The following is an 18,296-nucleotide window of genomic DNA, read 5'->3' as shown; positions in this document are numbered from 1 at the left end:
CCCCGCCTGGGGGAAAGGCACGGGAACTACGGATCTGAACGAGGTGTACGCCCATGGAGGCCCCGCCGGACAACGACGTGCTCTGGGCACGAGCCCTGCACTTCCAGCACAGCGACGGCTCGCCGGGGCTCAGCGGTGTCTCGCTCGGCGTCCGGGAGGGCGAGATCGTCGCCGTCAGCGGCCCCCGGGGCAGCGGCAAGACGACCCTGCTGCGCTGTCTTTCCGGCCTGGTGCCGGTCCGGCGCGGCGAGGTCTGGTTCAACAGCGTGCCGGTGCACACCATGGGCCCGATGACCCGTGAGCGGCTGCGCCGCGACCGCTTCGGCTGGATCGACCCGGCTCCGGTGCTCGTACCCGAACTCAACGCCTGGGAGAACGCCGCCCTCCCGCTGATGCTGCGCGGCACCAGCCGCCGGCGGGCCAAGACGGCCGCCCTGGAGTGGCTGGAGCGCCTCGACGTCGGCGACAAGGCCCGGCTGCGCCCGCACGCGATGAAACAGGCCGAGCGGCAGCGCGTGTCGATCGCCCGGGCCCTCGCGCCGGCCCCCACCGTCCTGTTCGCCGACGAGCCGACCGCGCCGCTGCACCGCGCCGACCGCGCCCATGTGCTGCGCACGCTCACCACGGCGGCCCGCTCCCACGGCATCACGGTCGTCCTCGCCACCCACGACGCGGAGACCGCGGCCCTCGCCGACACCACGGTCTCGCTGCTCGACGGCCGCCGCGTGAACACGGTCCACCTGCCCCCGGTCACCGAGACGGAAGGCCGGGCCGCGTGCTCGCTCTCCGTCTGACCCGCGGCGCCCACCCGGCCGTACACCTGCGCCGTGCCCTGGTGGCGCTGGCGTCGGCCGGGACGGGCTTCCTCCTGCTGTGCGTCCTCGGCTACGCGATGAGCCATGCCGAGACCCCCGCCTCCTCGGCGCTGCGGCTCGCCTGGTGCCTGACCCCGCTGGCCGCCACCGTCCACCTCGCGATGGCGGTGGCCCGCACCGACCCGGCCACGAAGCCCCGTCCCGGCCTCTCGGCCATCGGCCTGGGCCCGGGCCGCCTGATGACCATCTCGGCGGCCACCACGGCCCTGTCCTGCACGCTGGGCTCGCTGCTCGCCCTGCTGGTCTTCCTCCAGCTGCGCGGCGACTTCACGAGCGGGCCCGTCGGCGGGACCGCCGCCGAGTTCCTCGCCGCGGACCAGTCGTTGCCCCTCCCGGCGGCGCTGACCCTGCTGGCGCTGCTCCCGGCGATCGCCTCGACGACCGTGGCGCTTGTCCTGCGCCCGCGCGACCCACGGCCGAGCGCGCCGCCGCGGGGCTACGGCCGCTTCGGCGCGTACGGCAGGTCGGTGGCGCAGGAGACCTTCGGGGCGTACGGCCGCTTCGGCGCACGCTTCCGCAGCACGGGGCACCGGTCCGCCGATGTCGTGCTGCCGTCGGCGATCATGTCCGCGCCCGCCGAGCCCACGGCAGCCCCCGCACTCGACCCCGACCCGGACCCCGACCGGCCCCCGGCCCCGCGCAACGCGCCCGCCGGACTGCCCTGGGGTGTCGCGGTCCTGGCCGCCGGTCTGGCCGTCGAGGCCTACGCCGGGCGCGCGACGGACGACTCCCGGCTCGCTCTGCCCGGCGGCCTCGCCACCGGCGCGCCCGGCATCCTCATCGGCTGGGCGCTCACCGCCCTCGGCCTGGCTCTCGCCGGCCCCGGCCTGACCCATCTGTGCGGCCGCCTGCTGCAGTCGGCCCGTCCGGGCGCCCTCAGGCTGCTCGCCGGCCGTGTGCTGATGGAGGAGGCCACCCGCATCGGCCGCCCGCTCGGCGTCGTCTGCGCGGTCGCCTCCGGGGTGGTCGCCATGACGGCGCTGTTCGACGCGGACCAGCCCGGCTTCGGCCCGCTCACCACCCTCGGCACGCTGCTCGTGGCCGGCTGCGCCGTGGCCACGCTGCTCACCGCCGCCGTTGAGGCCAGGCAGGCCCGGTCCGACACCACGGCCGCGCTGCTGCGGCTCGGGGCGCCGGCGGCGATGCTGCGCAGCGCCGCCGCCCTCCGGGCCGGTGCGCTGCTCGCCGTGTTCGGCCCGCTGACGCTGGTCGTGGCCGAGCTGGCGGCGCTTCCGCTGGCCCGCTGAACATTCCTGGAACAAAATCCCCAAGAGGCGATGAGTTCCGCACGCACCCCCGGTCTACCCCCGCGAACGGCACCCGCCCGATGGGAGAGACTCGCATGTACCAGCAGATGATCTTCGTGAACCTGGCCACCAACGACGTCGACGCGTCGAGGAAGTTCTTCACGGAGCTCGGCTACACGATCAACCCGCAGTTCAGCACCGACGACTGCACCTGCGTCGTGATCAGCGACACCATCATCGCGATGCTGCTCAGCAAGCAGCGCTACTCCGACTTCACGAAGAAGGAGATCGCGGACTCCACGAAGAGCAGCGAGGTGCTGATCTGCCTGAGCGCGGAGAGCCGCGAGAAGGTCGACGAGCTGGTGGACAAGGCGGTCGCGGCCGGCGGCACCGCCAACGCCGACGTCCAGGACCACGGCTACATGTACGGCCGCTCCTTCGACGACCTCGACGGCCACTCCTGGGAGGTCATGTGGATGGACCCGGCGGCGGTCCAGGGCTGAGCCCTTCGCGGGAGAGCGCCGTGCCTAGCATGGGCCCGTGCAGACGAGCCCGGCCCATGCGGCCCACCACGACGAACGCGAGATCGAGACGCTCGAGGACTTCGACGCGACCGTCTCGGCGCGCGGCACTCTCGCCGGATACCGCGTACAGGCCGTCGATCTGACGGACCGTACGCGGGAGTTGCTCACCACCGACACCGCACGGGCCGTCTTCCTCGGCTGCGCGATGCGCGAGGACGCGGCGGCGAAGATCCGCGGCGACGGCGCACTGGTCTTCCCGCCCGTCCCGCATCTGCCCTTCGACCCCTACCGCGGTCACCTCTACACGCCGAGCGACCTGTTCGCCTCGCTCGATCAGGGCTACGAGCGGACACCGGACGCGCTCGCCTACGACTGGTTCCGGCGGACCAAGGCGGACGGCGACATATACGCCTCGATGCTGCGCGCCGTCCACGACGACTCGATCTCCGACGCCCTCGACGAACTTCTGCGCGGCGCCCGGGTGGTGGGCGTCATGGGCGGCCACGCGATGAAGCGCGGGACCGAGGCCTACGCCGGTGCCGCGCGCCTCGGCCGGGAGCTGAGCCGCGCGGGGCTCACCGTGGCGACCGGCGGCGGCCCGGGCGCGATGGAGGCGGCGAACCTGGGCGCGTACACGGCGTCGTACGACGACGCGATGCTCGACGAGGCATGCCGGCTCCTCTCCAAGGCGCCCTCCTTCACGCCGTCCATCACCGAGTGGGCGCAGGTCGCCTTCGAGGTGCGGACCCGCTGGCCGAAGGGCAACCACTCCGTGGGCATCCCGACCTGGTTCTACGGCCACGAGCCGCCGAACGCCTTCGCCTCGCACATCGCCAAGTACTTCGCCAACGCCACCCGCGAGGACGGCCTGCTGGCCCGCTCCAACGCGGGCGTGGTCTTCCTGCCGGGCGCCGCCGGGACCGTACAGGAGATCTTCGACAACGCGACGCCCAACTACTACGAGTCACGCGGCGAACCGACGCCCATGGTGCTCGTCGACCGGGAGCACTGGACGGAGCGACTGCCCACGTGGCCCCTCTTGCAGGCACTCGCCCGGGAACGGTCGATGGAGTCCCGTATCGCACTCGTTGACCGTATCGAGGAGGCTCCGGAGGCGTTGAAACGTCTCCGTGGTTAATAAGAAGGTAAAGCCAACGGCCGGGCCCCGCCTATGCATTGACACTTCTTATGGAACGCTTATAGACCTGTGGTTCTCCTGGGGAATGTGAGGCTTCGCCTCCACAGCTGCTTCACGTCCCCCTGTCAGCCCCCCGCCGTTGCGCACCCCGTGAAGGGCAAACGTGTCCATATCCCGTCGTACCGCACGTCGTTCCGTGCAGATCCTTGGCGTTGCCGCCGCCTCCTCCGCGCTTGCTCTGAGCGCCGCGGGCAGCGCGCTTGCCTGCAACATCAGCGAGTTCTCCGCCGAAGCCAAGTGCGACGGCGGCAAGGGCAGCATCGTCGTCACCGACAAGGATGGCTCCGGTACCCCGGCCACCATCACCGTGTTCCTCGAGAACAACGGCGCTGACGTCCAGAAGGTCGGTGAGCAGGACGTCACGGGCACCCGTGAAGGCGTCGTTGTCACCTTCAACGAGGACTGGAAGCCGAACGCCGAGTACCGCGTCCACGTCACGGCCGGGAAGAACCAGGATCGCCCGATCGTCGACAAGGACATCACGCCGAACCTGACGACCCCGTCCGAGGGTTGCTCGAAGGACGAGTCGACCCCGCCGGCGACCCCGTCGCCGTCGGAGTCCACCACGCCTCCGGCCGAGGAGTCCCCGACCCCGTCCGCCTCGGAGAGCAGCTCCGCTCCGGCCGGCACCTCGAGCAACGCGCCGTCCCCGGCGGCCGGTGACTCGAACCTGGCCGAGACCGGTGCGAACTCCAACACCGGCATGATCGCCGGTATCGCGGGCGCGCTGGTCGTGGTCGGCGGCGGCGCCGTCTTCTTCGGCATGCGTCGTCGTGGCGCGAGCAGCAAGAGCTGACGCCTGACCCGCAGTGTCGCTGTGGCCCGTCCCCGTATCCCCGGGGGACGGGCCACGGTCGTCTCACACGGAAAGTGACCTCGGCGGACGGTGACCTCAACGGTCAAGCGAGTACGACGACTTCGGCCGCGTCGAACTCCACGCCGACCACGTCCCCGACCTCCGGCGCCGCCCGCAGCGCGCACGCCGCCTCCAGCCGCGGCGCCTCCTCCGGCTGGAGCCGCACGGCGACGTGGGTGCCCTTGAAGGTGCGTGCGGCGACCGTGCAGCGCAGGCCCTGGTCGGCGGCGACGAGGCGGACGCCCGCGGGGCGCACGAGCAGCGTGCGCGGGCCCTGGGGGGCGTCCTCGGGCACCGGCAGCTTGCCCCACGGGGTGTCCGCGGCCTGACCGGCCACCGCGCCCTCGACCACGTTGTCGAAGCCCAGGAACCGGGCCACGAACTCGTCCGCGGGCCGCTGCCAGACCTCCAGCGGCGTACCGGACTGGGCGATCCGCCCGTCCCGCATCACCACGACCCGGTCGGCGAGCGCGAACGCCTCGCCCTGGTCGTGCGTCACCGCGAGGACCGTGGTGCCCAACCGCCCGAAGAGTTCCCTGAGTTCGACGACCAGCCGTTCCCGCAGCGAGCGGTCGAGCTGCCCCAGCGGCTCGTCCAGCATCAGCAGCCGGGGCCGGGGCGCGAGCGCCCGCGCCAGCGCCACCCGCTGCTGCTCACCGCCCGACAGCGACGCGACAGCCCGGCGGGCGGCGCCCGGGAGGCCGACGAGGTCCAGCAACTCCCGTACCCGATCGTCCTGTTGCGGGCGGGACGCCCCATGCATCCGCGGGCCGAAGGCGACGTTCCCGCCCACGTCCCGCTGCGGGAAGAGCTGGTGGTCCTGGAACATCAGGCCCACTCCCCGCTTGTGCGCGGGAACGCCCCTCTGGTCGCGGCCGTCGAGCGACACCCGCCCGCCGTCGAGGGGTTGCAGCCCCGCCACCGTCCGCAGCAGCGTCGACTTGCCGCTGCCGCTGGGCCCGAGCACGCACACGATCTCGTGCTCGGCGACATCGAGGCGGACGGCGTCGAGCACGGCCCGGCCGCCGAAGCGGACCGTCGCGTCCTGAAGGCTCAGCAGCATCTAGAACTCCCCGGTCCGGTCGGTACGAAGTCGCTCCAGGACCAGCAGCGCCACCGCGCACACCACCATCAGAATCGTCGAAAGGGCCATCGCCTGGCCGTAGTTGAGGTCTCCCGGGCGGCCGAGCAGCCGTGCCACGGCGACCGGCAGCGTCGGGTTCCCGGGGCGCGCGATGAACACGGTCGCCCCGAACTCCCCCAGTGACACGGCGAACGCGAACCCGGCCGCCACCAGCAACGCCCGCCGCACCAGGGGCAGATCGACCTCCCGCCACACCCGCCACGGCGACGCGCCGAGCACGGCCGCCGCCTCCCGCAGACGCGCGTCCACGGCCCTCAGCACCGGCAGCATGGTCCGTACGACGAAGGGGACGCCCACCAGCGCCTGCGCGAGCGGCACCAGGATCCAGGAGGAGCGCAGGTCGAGCGGGGGCTGGTCGAGGGCGATCAGGAAGCCGAAGCCGACCGTCACCGCGGACACGCCCAGCGGCAGCATCAGCAGCGCGTCGAAGCCGCGCACCAGCCGGCCCGCGTCCCGGCGGGCGAGGGCCGCGGCGGCGAGAGCGCCGATCAGCACGGCGATGGCGGTGGCGGCGGCCGCGTACTGGAGGGAGTTGCCGATCGACTCGATCGGCGGGACGAGGAAGGTGCCGCCGTCCTCGTGGGTCAGCGACCGGTAGTAGCCGAAGTCCGGGGCGTCCAACGACCGTTGCACCAGCACGGCCAGCGGCAGCACGAGCAGCACGGCGACCGTGGCGAGCACCCCTGCGAGCAGCCCCCACTCCCGCGCCCCGCGCGGCCGCCGCGCGGTCACGGACGCGTCGACCAGCCGCAGGGCCGTCTCCCGCCGCCGTACGGTCCAGGCGTGCACCGCGAGGATCGCGCCCACCGCCGCGAACTGGACGATGGTGAGCACCGCGGCCGTGGAGAGGTCGAAGATCTCGGACGTCTGCCGGTAGATCTCCACCTCGAGGGTGGAGAACGTCGGCCCGCCCAGGATCTGCACCACGCCGAATGAGGTGAAGGTGAAGAGGAAGACCATGAGCGCGGCCGCGGCGACGGCGGGCGCGAGCGCGGGCAGCGTCACCTTGCGCCATGCCTTCAGCGGCGAGGCGCCCAGCATCCGCGCGGCCTCCTCCTGCCGAGGGTCCAGCTGGCCCCACAGACCGCCCACCGTCCGTACGACGACGGCGTAGTTGAAGAAGACGTGCGCGAGCAGGATGGCCCACACGGTGGTGTCCAGCCGTACGCCCCACAGCTCGTCCAGGAGCCCGCCGCGTCCGACCAGCGCCAGGAACGCGGTGCCGACGACGACCGTCGGCAGCACGAACGGCACGGTGACGACGGCCCGCAGCACCTGTTTGCCGGGAAAGTCGAAGCGCGCGAAGACGTATGCGCCGGGGAGCGCGATGAGCAGCGTGAGCGCGGTGGAGGCGAGCGCCTGCCAGGTGGTGAACCACAGGACGTGCCGGATGTCGGACTGCGTGACGACGTCCGCGATCCGGCCGAACTGCCAGGCCCCGTCCACCTTGAGCCCGCGTGCCACGATCGCGGCCACGGGCCAGGCGAAGAACAGCGCGAAGAACGCGACGGGCACGGCCATGAGGCCGAGCCGCGCCGCGCTCCCCGCGCGACGGCCGCGGACGGCTACTTCAGTACGAGTGACGTCCACGACTTGACCCACTGGTCACGGTTCTCGGCGATCTCGCCGGGCGCCATCTTCTCCGGGTCCTTGGCCGGCTGCCCGAACTTCTGGAACTCGGGCGGAACCTGAGCGGCCTCCCGCACCGGGTAGACGAACATGTTCAGCGGCATGTCGTCCTGGAACTCCTTGGTGACCAGGAAGTCGAGGAGCGCCTTGCCGCCCTTGGTGTTCTTGGCGTTGCTGAGCAGTCCCGCGTACTCGATCTGCCGGAAGCAGGTGCCGTACGACGTCCCGGTCGGCGCCGTCTTCGGCTTCGGGTCGGCGTAGATGACCTCGGCGGGCGGCGAGGAGGCGTAGGAGACGACGAGCGGCCGGTCGCCCTTGGCCTTCTTGCCGCCTGCGGAGCCGGAGAACTCCTGGTTGTAGGCCTGCTCCCAGCCGTCGACGACCTTCACACCGTTGGCCTTGAGCTTCTTCCAGTAGCCCTGCCAGCCGGCGTCGCCGTACTTGGCGGCCGTGCCGAGCAGGAAGCCGAGGCCGGGCGAGGAGGTGGCGGCGTTCTCGGTGACGAGGAGGTTCTTGTACTCGGGCTTGACCAGGTCGTCGAACGACTGCGGCGGCGTCAGCTCGTGCTTGCTGAAGTACGCCTTGTCGTAGTTGACGCAGATGTCGCCGGAGTCGATGGGCGTGACCCGGTGCTTGGCCTGGTCGACCCGGTACTCCGGCAGGATCGTGTCGGAGCCCTTGGCCTCGTACGACTGGAAGAGGCCGTTGCCGAGCGCCCGCGACAGGAGGGTGTTGTCGACACCGAAGAAGACGTCGCCCTGCGGGTTGTCCTTGGTGAGGATGGCCTTGTTGACGGCCTGACCGGCGTCGCCGTCCTTGAGGACGTGGACCTTGTAGCCGGACTGCTTCTCGAAGTCGGCGAGGACGCTCTTCGAGACGGCCCACGAGTCGTGGCTGACGAGAGTGACGGACTTGGAGTCGCCGGACCCGTCGCTGCCGGACGAGGATCCGCACGCGGACAGCGTGACGAGTCCCAGCCCGACGACCAGGGCCGCGAGCTTCCTGTTGTTCACCGAATTCCTCCTGGCTGACCAGGAAGAGACGCGGCCCCGCCCGGGACCGGCGGACATGGCCGACGGCTCCCGGGCAGGGCGCAACAGCTTGAGTGATCACCGAACTTCCTACCCAGAATGACCTGGGCAAGGTTCAGAGGGTCTGCGGCCCGGTTGCCGCACTCTCAGCGCTGTGGCGCTCCCCTGTCGGAATATGCAGATGTATGTACGGGTGTTCGTACCGGCTCAGGTTACCGCTCGGTGGCCGCGAGCTGACCGCAGGCCCCGTCGATCTCCTGCCCACGGGTGTCCCGGACAGTCACCGGTACACCGTGTGCGGCGATGGCCTCCACGAAGGCCTTCTCGTCCTCGGGCCGGGAGGCGGTCCACTTCGACCCGGGCGTCGGGTTGAGCGGGATCAGGTTGACGTGCACGGGCTTGCCCCTGAGCAGCCGCCCGAGCCGGTCGCCGCGCCAGGCCTGGTCGTTGATGTCGCGGATGAGCGCGTACTCGATGCTGAGCCGGCGCCCGCTCCTCTCGACGTACTCGAACCCGGCGTCGAGGACCTCGCGCACCTTCCACCGCGTGTTCACGGGGACGAGGGTGTCGCGCAGCTCGTCGTCCGGGGCGTGCAGCGAGATCGCGAGCCGGCACTTCAGGCCCTCGTCGGCGAAGCGGTGGATGGCCGGCACGAGCCCCACGGTCGAGACGGTGATGCCTCGCTGCGAGAGCCCGAGCCCGTCGGGGGCGGGGTCGGTGAGCGCACGGATGGCCGTGATGACGCGCTTGTAGTTGGCGAGGGGCTCGCCCATCCCCATGAAGACGATGTTGGAGAGCCGGGCGGGTCCGCCGGGCACCTCCCCGTCCCGGAGCGCCCGCATCCCGTCCACGATCTGATGGACGATCTCCGCGGCGGACAGATTCCGGTCCAGCCCCGCCTGCCCGGTGGCGCAGAAGGGACAGTTCATCCCGCAGCCGGCCTGCGAGCTGATGCACATGGTGACCCGGTCCGGGTACCGCATCAGCACGGACTCGACGAGCGTCCCGTCGAACAGCCGCCACAGCGTCTTGCGGGTGGTGCCCTGGTCGGTCGACAGATGCCGTACGACCGACATCAGGTCCGGCAGCAGCGCCTCCTGCAGCCTGCCGCGCGAGCCGGCGGGGATGTCGGTCCACTCCGCCGGGTCGTGCGCGTACCGCGCGAAGTAGTGCTGCGAGAGCTGCTTGGCACGAAACGGCTTCTCCCCGACCTCGGCCACCGCCTCCTTGCGCTCGGCAGGCGTGAGATCGGCAAGGTGCCGCGGTGGCTTCTTGGCTCCGCGGGGGGCGACGAAAGTAAGTTCTCCGGGTGCAGGCATAACCCTTCCAGTGTCGCAGATCAACTCGTGTGACCTGGTGACGGTGGGCGTGCCGGAAGGCCTCTCCCGCACCATTCCTGTGTCGTCCCTCGCTCCGCGGGTGGGCGTCCCTTATGCTCCGTCCACCACAAATCACCTCGAATCAGCGGAGGACAGGACGCCGGGAATCAACCGTGAGCGCCTCATCAGAACGCTGACATTCTGGCTGCGTCCTGACTTCGTGCTGCGGGTGATCAACCGGTTCCAGAAGATCGCGGGCTTCGACCGCTCGATGGCCTTGGCCTCCGGTGCGCTGACCGCGTTGCTCCCGCTCGCGGTGCTGGGTGGCGCGCTCTTCGGCGAGGAGGCCGCCGACCGGATCATCAACCGCTACGGCCTCACCCGCGGCGGCGCCGAGGCCGTCAGAACGGTGTTCTCCGCAGAGTCCGCGAGCGCCGGCGTCGGCGTCTTCGGGATGGCGTTCCTGGCGATCTCGGTGCTGAGCTTCTCCCGGGCCATGCAGCGCCTGTTCGAGCAGACCTGGGAGCTGAAGCCGCTCAGCGTGCGCAACACACGCAACGGCCTGTGGTGGATCTGCACGCTCAGTTTCTATTCGGCGGTGATCGGCTGGATCTACGTCACGCTGGGCGGCGGGCGCCTGGGACTGCTGGCCGCGGTGTGCGAGGTACCGGTGTCCGCCGCCTTCCTCACCTGGAGCGGCTGGATCCTCTCCGCGAGGCGGCTCGCCTGGCCGGTCCTGCTCCCCTTCGGGATCTCCGCAGCCGTCCTGACCGCGGCCTATTCGGTGGTCGCGACGGTGTATCTCCCGCGTCTGTTCAATTCCTACGCCTCGCGCTACGGCGCCGCCGGTGCGGTCTTCGGGATGGCCTCGACCCTCTTCGGCGCCATGGTCGTTCTCGTGGCGTCAGCGGCACTGGGGCGGGAGGTACGGGACGAACTCATCCGGATCCGTCAGGGCCGGCGCCCGTCCCAGGACGAGGTCAGCCGCCAGTGGGACAGCATCGTCGAGCAGACACGGTCGCGTTGGCGCACGGTACGCAAACAGCCCTCCCACCATGAGCCCGAGGACGCCCGCTGACCGCCGGAAGGGCGGGGCGGCCCTGCAACGAAGTCGTCCCACCAGGCCGACGGCGCAACGCCGTCGACCGGGTGGGACGTCCCGTACCGTCAGCCGGATCCGACGAAGAGGACCAGCAGCAGCCAGACCACGGGTGCCGTCGGCAGCAGCGAGTCCAGGCGGTCCATGATGCCGCCGTGGCCGGGCAGCAGCGTGCCCATGTCCTTGATGCCCAGGTCCCGCTTGATCATCGACTCGCCGAGGTCGCCCAGCGTGGCGCTGGCGGCGACCGCGAGGCCCAGGAGCAGGCCCTGCCACCAGGCGCCGTCGTCGATCAGGAACTGCATGCACAGCGCGCCCGCCACCATCGCGAAGCTGACCGCGCCGAGCAGCCCCTCGCGGGTCTTGCCGGGGCTGATGCGCGGGGCCAGCTTGTGCTTGCCGAAGCGCCAGCCGACGGCGTACGCGCCCGTGTCGCTGACCACCGTCAGCAGCAGGAAGGTCAGCACCCGCCAGGGTCCGTCCTCGGCGGCCAGCATGAGCGCCACGAACGTGGCCAGGAAAGGCACGTAGAACGCCGCGAAGACGCCCGCCGTGACGTCCTTGAGGTAGCCCTCGGGCGGCTCCGTCATGCGCCAGACGAGTACGGCCAGTGCCGTGAGCGCCATCGCGACCCAGGCGCCCTCGGCGCCCCGGACGTACCCGGCGACCACCATCGCGGCGCCGCCGAGCGCCAGCGGGACCAGCGGCGCCTTGATGCCCTTGCGCTCCTCGAGCCGGCTGGTCAGCTCCCACAGGCCCACCACGACGGCGACGGCGACGACCCCGACGAAGACGGCCTTGACGACGAACAGCGACGCGATGATCACCACGCCGAGTCCGACGCCGACGCCTATGGCCGCGCCCAGGTCGCGCCCCGCGCTCTTCTTCTGCGGCGGGGGCGCCGGCTGCGGGGCGTCGGGCATGGGCTCCGGATTCTGCTGCACCACCCCGTAGGGCGGCGCCTGCGGCGTCTCGTCGCGGAACAAGGGGCCGCTCAGCCGGGCGGCCCCCCGGTCGTCATCCTGGTCACCGCCGTACGCGGGTCCCTCGGGCACGATGGGCATGGGGCGAGTCTGCTGCGCCTCAGGCGCATCGTACGCGGGACCCGCCGGGGCAGCCCCCTGGACAGGCCCCTGGTCGGACGGCCCCCAGTACCCGGCCGGTGAACCGGTGTGCGGCGGCGCTCCCCAGGAAGAGTCGTTCATCAGACCTCGAGCAGCTCCGCTTCCTTGTGCTTCAGGAGCTCGTCGACCTGCGCCACGTACTTGTGCGTGGTGTCGTCGAGTTCCTTCTCCGCGCGGCGGCCCTCGTCCTCGCCGGTGTCGCCGTCCTTGATCATCTTGTCGATCGCGTCCTTGGCCTTGCGGCGGACGGAGCGGATGGACACGCGCGCGTCCTCGGCCTTGCCCTTGGCGACCTTGATGTAGTCGCGGCGGCGCTCCTCGGTCAGCTCCGGGAACACCACACGGATGATGTTGCCGTCGTTGCTCGGGTTGACGCCGAGGTCGGAGTCGCGGATGGCCTGCTCGATGTTGCGCAGGGCCGACTTGTCGAACGGGGTGACGACCGCCATGCGCGGCTCCGGCACGGAGAACGAAGCCAGCTGGTTGATCGGCGTCGGCGCGCCGTAGTAGTCGGCCACGATCTTGTTGAACATCGCCGGGTGCGCACGACCGGTGCGGATCGCGGCGAAGTCCTCCTTGGCGACCACGACGGCCTTCTCCATCTTCTCCTCGGCCTCGAGGAGGGTCTCTTCGATCACCACTTGCTCCTGCGTGTCTTGAGTAAGGCCCGGCTGCGGTTCCTTGGTGGGGCGGCGGCCGGCTGCGTCGCGTCTTCTTCCTGCACGGTTCCCGACCGGCAGGACATTGTCCATCCCCCGGTCAGGGTCCGTAGGTGTTGCCGGTCAGTCCCGGCTGCCGCGGTCACCCACAAGCGTGCCGATCTTCTCACCCTTGACGGCGCGCGCGATATTGCCCTCCGTCAGAAGCTCGAAGACGAGGATCGGGAGCTTGTTGTCGCGGCAGAGCGTGATGGCCGTGGCGTCTGCGACCTTGAGGTCGCGGGTGATCACCTCGCCGTAGCCGAGGGAGTCGAACTTGACCGCGTCCGGGTTGCGCTTGGGGTCGGAGTCGTAGACCCCGTCCACGCCGTTCTTGCCCATCAGCAGCGCCTCGGCGTCGATCTCCAGGGCGCGCTGGGCGGCAGTGGTGTCGGTGGAGAAGTACGGCATGCCCATCCCGGCGCCGAAGATGACCACACGGCCCTTCTCCAGGTGCCGGACGGCACGCAGCGGGATGTAGGGCTCGGCGACCTGGCCCATGGTGATGGCGGTCTGCACCCGGGACTGGATGCCTTCCCGCTCCAGGAAGTCCTGCAGGGCGAGGCAGTTCATCACGGTGCCGAGCATGCCCATGTAGTCGGAGCGGGCCCGGTCCATGCCGCGCTGCTGGAGCTCGGCGCCGCGGAAGAAGTTGCCGCCGCCGATGACCACGGCGATCTGCGCGCCGTCCCGCACGACGGACGCGATCTCACGGGCCATCTTGTGCACCACGTCGGGGTCCACACCCAGGCCCCCGCCGCCGGAGAATGCCTCACCGGACAGCTTCAGCAGAAACCGACCGGGTACTTTGCCGTCGTCGCTCTTCTGGGCCTTGGTGGTCATCGAGATCCCGCCTCTTTCATGTGGTGCACATACGAAGAAGGCCACTGCCGGTGGGGTGTCGTTCGCAACCCATGCGCGGCAATGGCCTCCTCGTCAGATCTGCTGTCGCCCGTCACGCTCGCGTGACGGCGTACCGGACGACTGCTCCCGACCCTATCGGGCCGGGACGCCGCTCGCGGCACGGACTCAGATGCCGACCTTGATACGCGTGAAGCGCTTCAGGGTGACACCGGCCTCGTCCAGAACCTTCTGGACCGACTTCTTGTTGTCGAGCGCGTACGGCTGACCGAGCAGCGTGGCGTCCTTGAAGAAGCCGTTGAGGCGACCCTCGACGATCTTCGGCAGGGCGGCCTCGGGCTTGCCCTCGGCGCGGGTGGTCTCCTCGGCGACGCGGCGCTCGGACTCGACGACGTCGGCCGGCACGTCCTCCTTGGAGAGGTACTTCGGCGAGAAGGCGGCGATGTGCTGCGCGACGCCCTTGGCGACCTCGGCGTTGGGCTTGTCGAGCTCGACCAGGACACCGATCTGCGGGGGCAGGTCGGGCATCGTGCGGTGCATGTACGCGAGGACGAAACCGTCGGCGTACTGCGCGAAGCGGTCCAGGACGATCTTCTCGCCCAGGTTGGCATTGGCCTCGTCCACGAACGCCTGGACGGTCTTGCCGGCCTCGATCTCGGAGGCGAGCAGCGCCTCGAGGTCGGCCGGGGAGGTCTTGGCGACGTGCTCGGCGATCGCGGTGGCGACGGCCTGGAACTTCTCGCCCTTGGCGACGAAGTCCGTCTCGCACTTCAGCTCGACGAGGACGCCGGAGGAGTTGTCGTCGGCGATGATGGAGACGACGGCGCCGTTCTCGGCCGAGCGGCCCTCGCGCTTGGCGACGCCCTTCTGGCCCTTGATCCGGAGCGCCTCGACGGCCTTGTCGACGTTGCCCTCGGCCTCGTCCAGCGCCTTCTTGCAGTCCATCATGCCGGCGCCGGTGAGCTCACGAAGCTTCTTGACGTCGGCGGCGGTGTAGTTCGCCATGAGTCTTTGAATCTTTCTCGAAGTCTGGAAGATCGAAGATCTACGGGGTCTACAGCCCCATGTGGTCGGGGCCGCTGACACTCCGCCGACCTACGGGTGAACGGCGGGAGCGGCTGTCACCGCGCCGGAGGCGCTATTGGCTGCAGCACCGCTCCCGCCGTCAACTTCAGGACGCTGACGGTCAGGCCTGCTCGGCGTCCGCAGCGGGAGCCTCGGCGGCCGGAGCCTCAGCGGCGGGAGCCTCGGCCTCAGCGGCGGGGGCCTCGGCCGCAGCGGCGGCCTCGGCGGCGGGGGCCTCGGCAGCCGGAGACTCGGCCTCAGCCGCGGGGGCCTCAGCGGTGGGAGCCTCAGCAGCGGCCTCGGCCGGCTTCTCGGCCTCGTCGGCCTTCTTCTCGCCCTCGAGCAGGTCGCGCTCCCACTCGGCGAGCGGCTCGCCCGCGGCCTTCTCGCCCTTGCCCTCGGTGGCGACACCGGAGCGGGAGATGAGGCCCTCGGCGACCGCGTCCGCGATCACACGGGTGAGCAGGGTGACGGAGCGGATCGCGTCGTCGTTGCCCGGGATCTTGTAGTCGACCTCGTCGGGGTCACAGTTGGTGTCGAGGATGGCGACGACCGGGATGTTGAGCTTCCGGGCCTCACCGACCGCGATGTGCTCCTTCTTGGTGTCCACGATCCAGACGGCGCTGGGAACCTTGGACATCTCGCGGATACCGCCGAGGGTCTTCTCCAGCTTGGCCTTCTCGCGCGAGAGCACGAGAAGCTCCTTCTTGGTCAGACCGGACGCGGCGACGTCCTCGAAGTCGATCTGCTCGAGCTCCTTGAGGCGCTGCAGACGCTTGTAGACGGTGGAGAAGTTGGTGAGCATGCCGCCCAGCCAGCGCTGGTTGACGAAGGGCATGCCGACGCGGGTGGCCTGCTCGGCGATGGCCTCCTGCGCCTGCTTCTTCGTGCCGACGAACATGACCGTGCCGCCGTGGGCGACGGTCTCCTTGACGAACTCGTAGGCGCGGTCGATGTACGACAGCGACTGGAGCAGGTCGATGATGTAGATGCCGTTGCGCTCCGTGAAGATGAAGCGCTTCATCTTCGGGTTCCAACGACGGGTCTGGTGACCGAAGTGGACGCCGCTTTCCAGCAGCTCCCGCATCGTGACGACGGCCATGGCCGTTCTCCTTGATTTTCTCGGTTGTGCCGCGGGGACCGGACGGCTCCCGCGCCTGACGCCCGCATGCGCCGTGCCACGAAGGACCGAGGAGCGCTGACACCGGCTTGTGACCACCTGGTGTCGGGGCGTGCGAAGTCGACCCGGTGACCCGGATCGCCAGAAGAAGTGTACGGGACCGGCGAGGCAGCGGGTGACGCCGCTGTCCACAACCGCGCGGTGGTCCACAGGTCCCGGCCATGATCGCCGGGAGTGCGGGACGGTTGCGGCATGCGAGCGAACCGAAGTGTGCGGCTGTCATGGGCGTTACCGCCGGCCCTGGCCCTGGCCTTGGCCCTGGCCGTGCTGACCCCGTGGGCCTGGGCGGGCTCCCCGCCTCCCGTCCCACCCCGGACCCCGCCCACGCCGGCCCTCGGCCGCGCCTGGCCCGTGGGAACCCACCCCGCGGTCCTGCGGGGCTGGGAACCCCCGGCGACTCTCTACGGCCGCGGCCACCGGGGCGTCGACCTCGCGGCCCCGCCCGGCACCCCGGTACGAGCGGTGGCACCCGGCCGCATCTCCTTCGCCGGCCGGGTGGCGGGCCGGGGCGTGGTCTCCGTGGAGCTGGACGGCACGGACTTACGTACGACGTACGAACCCGTAAAGGCGTCGGTGTCGGTGAAGAAGGGGGACGAGGTGGAGGCCGGGGAGGTGGTGGGGACGGTGGAGCCGGTCGCTTCGCACTGCACGCTCACGTGCGTCCACTGGGGCTTGCTGAGGGGCAGGGCCTACCTCAACCCGCTGTCCCTCCTGCCACCTGGGCTGTTGCGGACGGGACCGTCGAGGCTGCTGCCGGTGCTCGGCGTACCGTTGCCGCACGAGCCTGCCTAGCCTGCGGGCGGGCGGCGCCTCCCTGGCCCCGGTCTCAGCCCCGCACACCCCGCAAAGCCATACCCACGGCCGCGTCGGCGACAGCCGAAGGCACCTCCGCCGCGCCCAGCTCGATCCGCCGCACCGCCGCGTCCACGATCCCCTGCAGCAACATCGCGGCCAGCCGCGGCTCCGAGTGCCCCATCTGCGACAGCGCCTCGACGATCATCGCCACCAGCCCGCCGTGCGCGGCCCGGATCTTCTCCCGGGCCCCCGCGTCCAGCTCGCCGGCGGAGATCGCCACGACGGCCCGATGCCGCCGGTCCCCCACCAGCTCCAGCTGCTGACGCACATACGCCTCGACCTTGGCCTCGGCCGTCCCCTCCCGCTCCATGGCCGCCGAGACCTCCGCGGCCCACACGGGAAAGTCGACCTCGCACAGCTCCTCGACGACCGCCGCACGGGAGCGGAAGTACTCGTACACGGACGACCGCGCAAGCCCCGTCCGCTCGGCGAGGGCCGGGAAGGTCAGCGCCTCGGTCCCTCCCTCGGACAGCAACGACCGGGCCGCGTCCAGCAGGGCGGCCCGCTGCATCGACCGGTGCTCGGCCACGGAGGCCGCTCGAATCCTTGGCACGTCAACCACTTTACGGACGGACCACCCCCGGCGGGAGCGGGTCGCGTTCCTCAACGACCGAAGCTCGCCAGCTTCGCCCGCAGCTGGAGCACCGACTTGGTGTGGATCTGGCTGACCCGGCTCTCGGTCACACCCAGGACGTTCCCGATCTCGGCGAGCGTGAGGCCCTCGTAGTAGTACAGCGTGACGACGGTCTTCTCGCGGTCGGGCAGCGTGTTGATCGCCCGGGCCAGAAACCGCCTCAGCTCCCGGTCCTCGGCCACCGCCACGGGGTTGTCGGCGGCGGTGTCCTCCAGCGTGTCCATCAGGCTGAGCCGGTCGCCGCCCTCACCGCCCACATGCAGCAGCTCTTCCAGGGCCACCACGTTGGCCAGCGACAACTGGCTGAACACCGCGTGGAGTTCGTCGACCGCGATGCCCATCTCGGAGGCCACCTCCCCCTCCGACGGCGTCCGGCGAAGGCGCGCCTCCAGGGTCGCGTACGCCCGCTCCACGTTCCGCGCCTTCTGGCGCACCGACCGCGGGATCCAGTCCAGTGCCCGGAGCTCGTCGATCATCGCGCCCCGGATCCGGGTGATCGCGTACGTCTCGAACTTGATCTCCCGGTCGATGTCGAACTTCTCAATCGCGTCGATCAGCCCGAACACCCCGGACGAGACGAAGTCGGCCTGCTCGACATTGGGCGGCAGACCGACGCTCACCCGTCCCGCCACGTACTTGACCAGCGGCGAATAGTGCAGGATCAGCTGCTCCCGCAGCCGCTCGTCCCCCGTGTCCTTGTACGACCGCCACAGCTCGTCGAGCGTCGAGGGAGCGGGCGGCCGCACGCTGCCACCGCCACGGGCGGCTGGGGGGATCGCCGCCCGGTCGGACCCGGAGGTGTGCTGGGGCATTCGTCGCCTTGTGCCGTTCTGCCGTGAAGTGGGGGTGCCTGGGTGAGCTGTCGGTCTGATGTCGAGATGCCTGTCTGCGTCGGAATCCACGTGAGCGTAGCGTGACTGAAGTGTCGCGGTGAGCGAACAGCGGCCCGTGACCCGT

The 18,296-nt window shown here is 70.6% G+C and carries 18 protein-coding genes and 1 riboswitch; of the genes, 7 read left to right on the top strand and 11 right to left on the bottom strand.

Translation table 11 applies throughout. The features are described 5' to 3' along the window. Positions 1-53: 53 nt before the first annotated feature. The 5 genes from ACGFYN_RS17985 (at position 54) to ACGFYN_RS17965 (ending at position 4,640) form a co-directional block, all read left to right on the top strand. On the top strand, positions 54-794 hold the full coding sequence (locus ACGFYN_RS17985; RefSeq protein WP_393866771.1) for an ABC transporter ATP-binding protein: 741 nt from the start codon (positions 54-56) through the stop codon (positions 792-794). Next, a complete protein-coding gene (locus ACGFYN_RS17980; protein WP_393866770.1) occupies positions 776-2,122 on the top strand; it encodes a hypothetical protein in 1,347 nt (448 codons plus the stop codon). Before ACGFYN_RS17985 ends, ACGFYN_RS17980 begins: the two co-directional genes overlap by 19 nt. A gap of 95 nt (positions 2,123-2,217) precedes the next feature. Then, positions 2,218-2,625: a VOC family protein gene (locus ACGFYN_RS17975; RefSeq protein ID WP_393866769.1), complete on the top strand. Its 408-nt coding sequence runs from the start codon at positions 2,218-2,220 to the stop codon at positions 2,623-2,625. Positions 2,626-2,662: 37 nt separating this feature from the next. Next, complete coding sequence (locus tag ACGFYN_RS17970; protein WP_393866768.1) at positions 2,663-3,784, top strand: LOG family protein; 1,122 nt, start codon at positions 2,663-2,665, stop codon at positions 3,782-3,784. A gap of 196 nt (positions 3,785-3,980) precedes the next feature. Continuing rightward, on the top strand, positions 3,981-4,640 hold the full coding sequence (locus ACGFYN_RS17965) for an LAETG motif-containing sortase-dependent surface protein (protein ID WP_393866767.1): 660 nt from the start codon (positions 3,981-3,983) through the stop codon (positions 4,638-4,640). Positions 4,641-4,743: 103 nt separating this feature from the next. Here the strand turns inward: ACGFYN_RS17965 and ACGFYN_RS17960 are convergent, their stop codons facing one another. The 4 genes from ACGFYN_RS17960 to rlmN all read right to left on the bottom strand — a co-directional run bounded on the left by ACGFYN_RS17960 (position 4,744) and on the right by rlmN (position 9,823). Further along, positions 4,744-5,763, bottom strand: a complete 1,020-nt coding sequence (locus tag ACGFYN_RS17960) for an ABC transporter ATP-binding protein (RefSeq protein ID WP_393866766.1) — start codon at positions 5,761-5,763, stop codon at positions 4,744-4,746. Continuing rightward, on the bottom strand, positions 5,764-7,365 hold the full coding sequence (locus ACGFYN_RS17955) for an ABC transporter permease (RefSeq protein ID WP_393866765.1): 1,602 nt from the start codon (positions 7,363-7,365) through the stop codon (positions 5,764-5,766). Between the two features lie 44 nt (positions 7,366-7,409). Further along, positions 7,410-8,486, bottom strand: coding sequence for a thiamine ABC transporter substrate binding subunit (locus ACGFYN_RS17950; protein ID WP_393866764.1), 1,077 nt, complete (start codon positions 8,484-8,486; stop codon positions 7,410-7,412). Positions 8,487-8,573: 87 nt separating this feature from the next. After that, positions 8,574-8,681, bottom strand: a riboswitch (TPP riboswitch). A gap of 35 nt (positions 8,682-8,716) precedes the next feature. After that, positions 8,717-9,823: a 23S rRNA (adenine(2503)-C(2))-methyltransferase RlmN gene (gene rlmN / locus ACGFYN_RS17945; RefSeq protein WP_393866763.1), complete on the bottom strand. Its 1,107-nt coding sequence runs from the start codon at positions 9,821-9,823 to the stop codon at positions 8,717-8,719. 220 nt (positions 9,824-10,043) lie between these two features. On the opposite strand from rlmN, the gene ACGFYN_RS17940 reads away from it, so the two are divergent. After that, a complete protein-coding gene (locus ACGFYN_RS17940) occupies positions 10,044-10,901 on the top strand; it encodes a hypothetical protein (RefSeq protein WP_393866762.1) in 858 nt (285 codons plus the stop codon). Positions 10,902-10,990: 89 nt separating this feature from the next. Here the strand turns inward: ACGFYN_RS17940 and ACGFYN_RS17935 are convergent, their stop codons facing one another. The 5 genes from ACGFYN_RS17935 to rpsB form a co-directional block, all read right to left on the bottom strand. Next, complete coding sequence (locus ACGFYN_RS17935) at positions 10,991-12,127, bottom strand: phosphatidate cytidylyltransferase (RefSeq protein ID WP_393866761.1); 1,137 nt, start codon at positions 12,125-12,127, stop codon at positions 10,991-10,993. Next, positions 12,127-12,684, bottom strand: coding sequence for a ribosome recycling factor (frr, locus tag ACGFYN_RS17930; RefSeq protein ID WP_393866760.1), 558 nt, complete (start codon positions 12,682-12,684; stop codon positions 12,127-12,129). Before frr ends, ACGFYN_RS17935 begins: the two co-directional genes overlap by 1 nt. A 144-nt stretch (positions 12,685-12,828) precedes the next feature. Beyond that, positions 12,829-13,587 carry a UMP kinase gene (gene pyrH / locus ACGFYN_RS17925; protein ID WP_393866759.1) on the bottom strand — a complete coding sequence of 253 codons (759 nt, stop codon included), beginning with the start codon at positions 13,585-13,587 and terminating at the stop codon, positions 12,829-12,831. Between the two features lie 186 nt (positions 13,588-13,773). Continuing rightward, on the bottom strand, positions 13,774-14,610 hold the full coding sequence (tsf, locus tag ACGFYN_RS17920; RefSeq protein ID WP_393866758.1) for a translation elongation factor Ts: 837 nt from the start codon (positions 14,608-14,610) through the stop codon (positions 13,774-13,776). A 181-nt stretch (positions 14,611-14,791) separates the two neighbouring features. Beyond that, entirely contained in the window at positions 14,792-15,772 is a 981-nt protein-coding gene (gene rpsB / locus ACGFYN_RS17915; RefSeq protein WP_393866757.1) for a 30S ribosomal protein S2, read from the bottom strand. Positions 15,773-16,042: 270 nt separating this feature from the next. On the opposite strand from rpsB, the gene ACGFYN_RS17910 reads away from it, so the two are divergent. After that, positions 16,043-16,642: a murein hydrolase activator EnvC family protein gene (locus ACGFYN_RS17910; RefSeq protein ID WP_393866756.1), complete on the top strand. Its 600-nt coding sequence runs from the start codon at positions 16,043-16,045 to the stop codon at positions 16,640-16,642. 34 nt (positions 16,643-16,676) lie between these two features. Here the strand turns inward: ACGFYN_RS17910 and ACGFYN_RS17905 are convergent, their stop codons facing one another. Together ACGFYN_RS17905 and whiG are read right to left on the bottom strand one after the other, a co-directional pair. Further along, the gene (locus ACGFYN_RS17905; protein WP_393866845.1) at positions 16,677-17,216 is read right to left on the bottom strand and encodes a TetR/AcrR family transcriptional regulator; all 540 of its coding nucleotides are present in this window, start codon (positions 17,214-17,216) and stop codon (positions 16,677-16,679) included. Positions 17,217-17,308: 92 nt separating this feature from the next. Beyond that, positions 17,309-18,151, bottom strand: coding sequence for an RNA polymerase sigma factor WhiG (whiG, locus tag ACGFYN_RS17900; protein ID WP_393866755.1), 843 nt, complete (start codon positions 18,149-18,151; stop codon positions 17,309-17,311). Between the last annotated feature and the right edge of the window lie 145 nt (positions 18,152-18,296).

The organism is Streptomyces sp. NPDC048419 (genome assembly GCF_043200415.1).
In the GTDB taxonomy this organism is placed as follows: Bacteria; Actinomycetota; Actinomycetes; order Streptomycetales; family Streptomycetaceae; genus Streptomyces.
Note: the sequence above shows the minus strand (reverse complement) of the source record. Positions and strands in the feature narration are given on the sequence as shown.

Bases quoted from the DNA above. Each gene is read 5' to 3' on its own strand.
- whiG (WP_393866755.1), bottom strand. From the start codon at position 18,151: ATGCCCCAGCACACCTCCGGGTCCGACCGGGCGGCGATCCCCCCAGCC.
- rlmN (WP_393866763.1), bottom strand. From the start codon at position 9,823: ATGCCTGCACCCGGAGAACTTACTTTCGTCGCCCCCCGCGGAGCCAAG.
- ACGFYN_RS17985 (WP_393866771.1), top strand. From the start codon at position 54: ATGGAGGCCCCGCCGGACAACGACGTGCTCTGGGCACGAGCCCTGCAC.
- ACGFYN_RS17975 (WP_393866769.1), top strand. From the start codon at position 2,218: ATGTACCAGCAGATGATCTTCGTGAACCTGGCCACCAACGACGTCGAC.
- tsf (WP_393866758.1), bottom strand. From the start codon at position 14,610: ATGGCGAACTACACCGCCGCCGACGTCAAGAAGCTTCGTGAGCTCACC.
- pyrH (WP_393866759.1), bottom strand. From the start codon at position 13,587: ATGACCACCAAGGCCCAGAAGAGCGACGACGGCAAAGTACCCGGTCGG.
- ACGFYN_RS17910 (WP_393866756.1), top strand. From the start codon at position 16,043: ATGCGAGCGAACCGAAGTGTGCGGCTGTCATGGGCGTTACCGCCGGCC.
- ACGFYN_RS17955 (WP_393866765.1), bottom strand. From the start codon at position 7,365: ATGGCCGTGCCCGTCGCGTTCTTCGCGCTGTTCTTCGCCTGGCCCGTG.
- rpsB (WP_393866757.1), bottom strand. From the start codon at position 15,772: ATGGCCGTCGTCACGATGCGGGAGCTGCTGGAAAGCGGCGTCCACTTC.
- ACGFYN_RS17960 (WP_393866766.1), bottom strand. From the start codon at position 5,763: ATGCTGCTGAGCCTTCAGGACGCGACGGTCCGCTTCGGCGGCCGGGCC.
- ACGFYN_RS17905 (WP_393866845.1), bottom strand. From the start codon at position 17,216: ATGCAGCGGGCCGCCCTGCTGGACGCGGCCCGGTCGTTGCTGTCCGAG.
- ACGFYN_RS17935 (WP_393866761.1), bottom strand. From the start codon at position 12,127: ATGAACGACTCTTCCTGGGGAGCGCCGCCGCACACCGGTTCACCGGCC.